Annotated in this window: 6 protein-coding genes; all 6 read right to left on the reverse strand. The window is 54.1% G+C overall.

Annotated features, from left to right (window positions below; translation table 11 throughout):
- Positions 1–229: 229 nt before the first annotated feature.
- Complete coding sequence (locus RT613_RS06750) at positions 230–787, reverse strand: lytic transglycosylase domain-containing protein (protein WP_313613999.1); 558 nt, start codon at positions 785–787, stop codon at positions 230–232.
- Positions 741–2,102: a flagellar hook-length control protein FliK gene (locus RT613_RS06755; RefSeq protein WP_313614000.1), complete on the reverse strand. Its 1,362-nt coding sequence runs from the start codon at positions 2,100–2,102 to the stop codon at positions 741–743. The genes RT613_RS06750 and RT613_RS06755 overlap by 47 nt, the downstream gene beginning before the upstream one ends.
- Entirely contained in the window at positions 2,099–3,391 is a 1,293-nt protein-coding gene (gene motC, locus RT613_RS06760) for a chemotaxis protein MotC (RefSeq protein ID WP_409558776.1), read from the reverse strand. The genes RT613_RS06755 and motC overlap by 4 nt, the downstream gene beginning before the upstream one ends.
- Positions 3,388–4,722 carry a MotB family protein gene (locus tag RT613_RS06765; RefSeq protein WP_313614002.1) on the reverse strand — a complete coding sequence of 445 codons (1,335 nt, stop codon included), beginning with the start codon at positions 4,720–4,722 and terminating at the stop codon, positions 3,388–3,390. Before RT613_RS06765 ends, motC begins: the two co-directional genes overlap by 4 nt.
- Positions 4,719–5,372, reverse strand: coding sequence for a hypothetical protein (locus RT613_RS06770; RefSeq protein ID WP_313614003.1), 654 nt, complete (start codon positions 5,370–5,372; stop codon positions 4,719–4,721). The genes RT613_RS06765 and RT613_RS06770 overlap by 4 nt, the downstream gene beginning before the upstream one ends.
- A 230-nt stretch (positions 5,373–5,602) precedes the next feature.
- The coding region (locus RT613_RS06775) for a flagellin (RefSeq protein WP_313614004.1) at positions 5,603–6,649 on the reverse strand (1,047 nt) is incomplete at its 5' end.

The following is a 6,649-nucleotide window of genomic DNA, read 5'->3' on the forward strand; positions in this document are numbered from 1 at the left end:
GGGGGAATCAGCGACAACTGTAGAATATTAACTATAGAAATTAATAATTGATTAACTTTTGAGTGCCGATTTGATCTACATTTAGTAGGCATTTTAACTAAATGGCACTATTTTAATGTGGAGAAAGGACGGATTCAACAAGAATCCCTCTTGCGGGACCACATTTGCGGCAAACGATCGCCACAATTCCAGATTCCTGCCTTATATGGGGCATCTCAATTTAAGGTTGCTAATTGTCGCAAAAATTCTTTGCGTTGGTCGTCCATTTTCCGTACCCGGTTGCGACCAGATTTGATATCACGCGGCACACATATTTCTTCTGTGCCGGGTCGTTGTTCGGTCCTGCGTGATATCTGGCAACTGCCATCGTCCAGGTTTCATGCCTGTCGTGCAGATTTTTAAGGAACATCGCCGCATATTCCACGTTGCGCTTCGGGTCAAACATTTCCTGCGTGGAACTGAAATTTTCTCCATGGAAGTACTGATTGATCTGCATGCAGCCGAGGTCGATCAGTTTTGCGCCGTTGCGTTTCGCCTCTTCAAAAGCAGCCAAAGCCTCATTACGCGATGCGGAAAACACTGATTTTCCTTCAATATTCATCGCGTAAGGGTCCAGACGCCCCTTGCGGCCCGTTTCCGTCAGCCCAACGGAATACAAGATACCTTCCGGCACACCATACTTGGCAGCCGCAGATCGTATCTCATTTTCACAGGCGCCCTGTACGCCAACTGCAAGCGCGTCAGAGGTAAAGGCCAGAACCGTGATTACCGGAAGCGAGGCCAACATTCCCTTCCACAACACCATCGAGTTCCCCTTCATTGCTCTGTCCCACGAACTGACCGCGCTGGCCGCCAGACTCGCCCTGGTTGCGATCACTCAAAGTCTGCTGATTGTTTTGCTGAGCTTGCTGTCCATTGTTCTGCGCGCTCGACTGATCACTTTTTTCTGTCGAAGAAATATTTAGCGTGATTTGATCGACCTGGAGGCCCTGTGCCCGCAATGCATCGACGATGCTTTTGCTGTCGTCGCTGAGTTTGCGGTATGCGGCTGTGTTCTGTACCGTCACATGAACGTTCAGTTCGTCGCCTACCATGCGCAGAGACATGGTGACGGTGCCCAGCTCGATCGGGGTCATCTGCAGCTTCAACGTATGCACGACCCTTCCCGTGCTGCTCTGAGCGGCCGCATTGGACAGTTCGGAACCGGGCTGCATAGCGCTGACCCATTCCGGATCACCAGCGATCAGGCTTGTGAGCGCAGACGCATTTGTCGACATGGAAAGACCGATAAAGCGGCGTGAATCGAGAACACTCACGTTCTCCATCACACCACCCTTGGCGTCACTGACCTTAAACTCCACACCATCTGAGCCGGAGCGGATCGACATGTCCATGTCGCGGCCAGAATTGGCCCGCGACGAGGAGAAACGCACTGTAAGCGGGTCGGCAGCGACATCCAGCTCTTCCGTCTCGGTATCTGCCTGTGTTGCGGACAACATGTCGATGGCATTTGCCGCCTTCGATTTTGCGTTCGCCTTGTCCTCGACACGGCTGTTTGCGCCGGGATTTTCCTTGGCGACGGCCTTTACCAGTTCCTGAACGGCGGCGTCGCCCATCTCGAGCACAGTGGTTGTTGCAGCAACCTTAGTGTCATCGGTCGAGACATCGGTATCGGCTTCTGGCGTTGTTTTGCCGATGAGCGTTTCGTTCTCGTCACCGTCCTTGATGCGTTTCTTGACCTGCTCTTGCTTCACCTGCTTGGTGCCAGACGTATCGTCAGTCACCTTGGTCATCTTGTCATAGGCAGACAGGTGCGCGCGCAGATTTTCCGAGTTGCCGGCAAGTTTGTTCTTCTGGGCGCCGGACTGATCGTCCTGCAGGCGGCCACGAACTGGAGGGGCGTCATCTTCCGGAACATTATCGTCTGTCCGGCTATCCGTTGGCTGTTTATCGGAGGCTTGCGGATTGGTGCGATCGTTTCGCGCACTCGACATTGCGTCATCAAAGCCGCTCGCACGCGAGTCACTCTTGCTTCCAGCCGTACTTGCCGGCTTTGCATCGGATACTGGTGGCTGCAGTGTAAATGCGCTCGTATCGATCATGGCAGTGAGCCCTCTTTCTTCAGCAGTGCATCAATCTCATCCAGCTTTGAACGACCGCTGGTAAGCGTATTTTGATATTCCGGGCTGGGCGCTTCCAAAACAGGTGTCGGGCTACGCCAGACACCACTGTTTTCCGTGACCGGTTGTTGTTCGCCCGCCGCGGTTTCCACATCCGCGCTGACCGGAGTGCCCTCATGTGTGACATCCATCGACGCAGGTGAGGCTGAGCTCGCCACTGGAGGTCTCACAACCTCCTCAGCGACCACGCGTGCCGCCTCGCGTAAAATCTTGTCTCTGTCTGACAGATGCTCATCAGGAATGCTGGTGATCGTCTTGATGGCACTGACCACATCAGGCGTGCCTATGTTGGCGAGGCTCTCGTAGAGATTGGCCGGTGCGCCATCGATGACAGGCAGATCTGCAGATAAATCTCTGGCTTTCATCGCAGCAATACGTGCCAGTTTCTCCTTGCCGGCAACCATCGCCATACGCGCCATACGCAAATATGTTTCGCGCTGACGGTCTTTGTCCATCAGGGCAACAGTATCGGTGATCAGATGCTCGTCGATATGCTCGTAGCGGCGTACAGATAGCGCGACGATGAGGTCGGCAAACTGGCTGGCATAGGGCGAATGCAAAAAGCGGCGCGCATAACGCTGGGCATATTTGAAGCCCTGTGTCGCATCGCCATCTTCAACGGCAATGGCAAGAGAACGACGCAGTGCCGCTTCCTCAACAATGGTGCCAGGCGCTTCGAGCCGGGCAATATCATAAAACTTCAATGCGGCCGCAGGATCCTGGGCCAGCGTCACGTTGCCACTGATCAGCGCCAGATATGGTCCGATCCGGGTCTTGCGATATTCCGGCACCATCGCGCCAAGCCCTTTGGCAATCAACGTACCTCGTCCGCTGAGATATTTACGCAGGGCATCTGCGACGCGCGTATCAAAATTTCCGTCGACATCCTTGGCGACCAGTAATTCCAAGGTGGCAGGATTACCGCCGCTCATTGCATAAATCAGTGCGGCATCCACATTGCGCGGGTCGGCAAAGATCGATGGCGGCGCGTCTCTCAGGCGCGCATCAATGGTCGTCAGCATGAACCTCTGCATCTCGGCTGCCGAATGGTCGCCCAGCACAACAGAATCCTGCACGAACTGCAAAGAACGCAGCATCGAGTACGGCATCAGATTGTCTGGCGACTGGGCAAAGCTTTCAGACGCGCCGACAAGCGTGCTGACCGCAGCCAATAGAGATACCCAGCGTTTTGGAAGCCGTATCCGCATCATCCTCGGTCCGCTTCCAGAAGAATTTCAATACGGCGGTTGGCATCAGCCAGCGGATCTGCCGGAACCTGCAGCCTGCGGTCAGCAAAACCGGAGACCTGCTTGACGCGATCTTCCTCAAGACCGCCACGCACCAGCATGTAATAGGCGCTGTGAGCACGATCCATCGACAGACGCCAATTGTCATTGGAACTGCCTTTGAACTGGCGGCCGTCCGTGTGGCCACGAATGACGACGCTGCCGCCCTTGTCTTGCAGAAGCTGGCCAATTTTTTCCATTGCCAATACCATCTCGCGGCGTGGAACTGCCGACCCGATGTTGAACATCGGTGCCTGACTCTGATCCGAAATCGTCACCAGAATTCCGCCCTCTGCAGGGGTCACGATCAGGCCTTCAGCGAGCTTGCCGCTCACACCACTGATCTGTGCTTCAATCTCCTCACGCAGCTCATTAGCCTCCTTCTCTTCGAGAGGTGTCGGCTTGTGCTGTGCCTCTTCCGGATCAGGAACAGGCTTGATCTCGTTTGGATCAAACTCTGGTTTCTGCTGCGGAATGACGGCGGCAATTTCCTGCTGCTCGTGGTCATTCTGTTTCTGCTCGTTGAGCTTGGCGACATCGGCAATGATATCGTTCGACTGCTGAGCTTCTGTCTGTTGTGTTGCAGTTGACGGCGAGGTCTGCGTTTCAGCAGCGGGATTATCCTGCTGCGCGGTCTGCTCTTCTTGTGGCTGTGTTTCGCTTTTCTGGTCAGCACGCGTTATGCGCACCTGCTGCGTCCAGAAATCGGGATCAAATGGATCACGATACGCCTCACCGCCACTGGCACCAGTTGCCGGGCCGGAATCTGACGCACCGCCCTCGCCCTTGGCGCTGACATTGGCTTGCTGGCCAACTTCCTGGGCGATTTCAGCCAGAACAGAATACGGGTTTTGGAAAAAGTCCGCTTCGGAATAGTTGGCTTCTTCACCGGTCTGTGACGTCTGGTCTTCACCGGTCGCAGCGGCAGAACCAACTGTGGCGTTTTCAGCCTTTACCTTGGAGCGTTCGTTCTTTTCGAGACCGTCCTTCTCATCAACCGGCTTTTCCAGCCCCTTGGTCGTCGGCTTCTCATCGGAGAGTTGGATCGGGTTGAAATAACTTGCGACGGAGGCCTTGGTTTCCTCGTTGGCAGCGTTAACCAGCCACATAACAAGAAAGAATGCCATCATCGCGGTCATGAAGTCAGCATAAGCGATCTTCCATGCACCACCATGCGCGCCGTCGTGATCACCACCCTTGCGCTTGACAATGATAACCTCGTTCTTGCCGTGGTGATGATTTTCGCTTTCACTCATTTCAACACCTTCCGAACGCTTGACGCCCACGCCGACATACGGGTTACCAACACGCTATTGTCCATCTCAACGGACAGATCCACGTCCGCATTTTCTACAAAACGAAATGCTTTTTCATTGCCGCCAAGCGCTTCGATCAACAGGTCGTAAAGCGCCCTCGGTCCCTTGACGGTCAAGGTCACGGCTTCGCCATCGATCAGTGATGGGCGGATAATGTCAGCCAGAGCGGAAACCGCCTTTTGCACAAGTGCGTCCGACATCACTGGAGCCAGAACGGAACAAATCTGCTCGTCAAGAGTGCTGACGAGCAGATCGTGATTTTCCTGCAGACGGGATGCGACGAAACCAGCCATTTCGCTGTGGTACCGGGCCTGGAATTCAGCGATCTCAGCGGCATGGCTTTCCAACAGGGCGCGCTTTTCTGCTTCAAACTGCTCAGTCAGCGCAGCCGTTGCTGCCTCGTGGCCTTCGGCATAGGAAATGCGCTTTTCTTCATCCACATCGACAGGAGCGGGCATGGCAAAACTGTCGTCCTCGCCCAGATCAAAATCTGCAAACGACGGCGGTAGTGCTGCGGCCTCATCCATGACAGGGGGGACAGGCTGGCTTTCGCCAAAGTCTTTCAGATAACGGGCAATGGATGCGCTCATCGTCTTCCTCCGCCCATGGCCGTGAGATTGGAGGCACAATGCTGCCTCCAGAAGCCATGTTTTCTATGCGGTTGTGAAATCATTCCCGTCACCATGTTCGAAGATCGTCAATTCCACCCTCTGCCAGAAAAAGCCGAGGATACTCACTCGAAACGCTAGAACTTCAAACTTGTGCGAGGATGAAGGACACCTCACCTCGCCTTTAAAAATTACCAAACACCAGCAAGCTCTTACTTAAAGAGCATCAGAATGTTTTCTGCGTTGGAGTTGGCGATCGACAGCGACTGAATTCCGAGTTGCTGCTGGGTTTGCAGGGCTTTGAGGCGTGTCGATTCCTCATTCATGTCAGCATCAACCAAACGACCGATACCCTTATCGATCACATCCATCAGTGCTGACACGAAATCATCCTGCATGCTAATACGGCTTTGCAGCGAACCAAGGCTCGATGCAGCGCTGGTCATGGCTTCAAGCTGCGTGTTCACAAACTGAACCATAACATCGAGCGCTTCTGAATCCGTGTAATTGCCACCTGTCACCATGCCATTCATCACGCCGGCAACAGAGTTGAGGTCGTTAATGTCAAGTGTAGAGACGGAGAAAGACAGCGAACGATCAGCCGCTAGGATAGGTGTGCCGCCAATATCGTAATACCAGTCGGTGCCGGAACCGTCTGTATAGGCGACTTCGGTGCCTGCGCCGGTTGACGGCGTGCCAGCCATCTTTACCCAGCTGTTGGCTGCCACCTGATAGTAGGTATCTGTGCCGTCACTGTAGATGTTTGGATCAGTATTCGTATCCGATGTGGCCGCGTCGAGGGCTGCAATCTGCGTGTCGCTCAACTTCTCGACAACGTATCCGGTGGTCGTTGTCGTGGTGCCGGTTGTTATCTTCACGTCGACCTGCGCCTCGTTTGGACCAACAAAGATTGCTTCCTTGTCCAGAATACCGAATTTTCCGCCACTCAAGTCAAACAGCACGGTTTTAGAATCGAGGCTGTAGTCAACCGTCGTCACCTCAACACCACCGGACGATGTACGAATGAAGGACGCCACGATTTTTTTGGTAATAGGCTCTTCGACCGGCAGCGTTCCGCTGTTTCCGATGCGCTCCTCAAGCCAGTTTTCGCCCGAGAAGGATGCGGATTCGGAAATGCTTTTCAACTGCTCCTGTAGCTGCTGCATTTCTTCCTGAATTTTCACCCGATCGGCGCCAACGCTATAGGCAGCAACAAGCTTCTTCTTGATCTCCTTGACAACCTCAATGGCACTTTCAAG

This window comes from Agrobacterium sp. (genome assembly GCF_032092815.1).
Lineage (GTDB): Bacteria > Pseudomonadota > Alphaproteobacteria > Rhizobiales > Rhizobiaceae > Agrobacterium.

Coding starts and splice junctions, on each gene's coding strand:
- RT613_RS06770 (WP_313614003.1), bottom strand. CDS start 5,372: ATGAGCGCATCCATTGCCCGTTATCTGAAAGACTTTGGCGAAAGCCAG.
- motC (WP_409558776.1), bottom strand. CDS start 3,391: ATGATGCGGATACGGCTTCCAAAACGCTGGGTATCTCTATTGGCTGCG.
- RT613_RS06750 (WP_313613999.1), bottom strand. CDS start 787: ATGTTGGCCTCGCTTCCGGTAATCACGGTTCTGGCCTTTACCTCTGAC.
- RT613_RS06765 (WP_313614002.1), bottom strand. CDS start 4,722: ATGAGTGAAAGCGAAAATCATCACCACGGCAAGAACGAGGTTATCATT.
- RT613_RS06755 (WP_313614000.1), bottom strand. CDS start 2,102: ATGATCGATACGAGCGCATTTACACTGCAGCCACCAGTATCCGATGCA.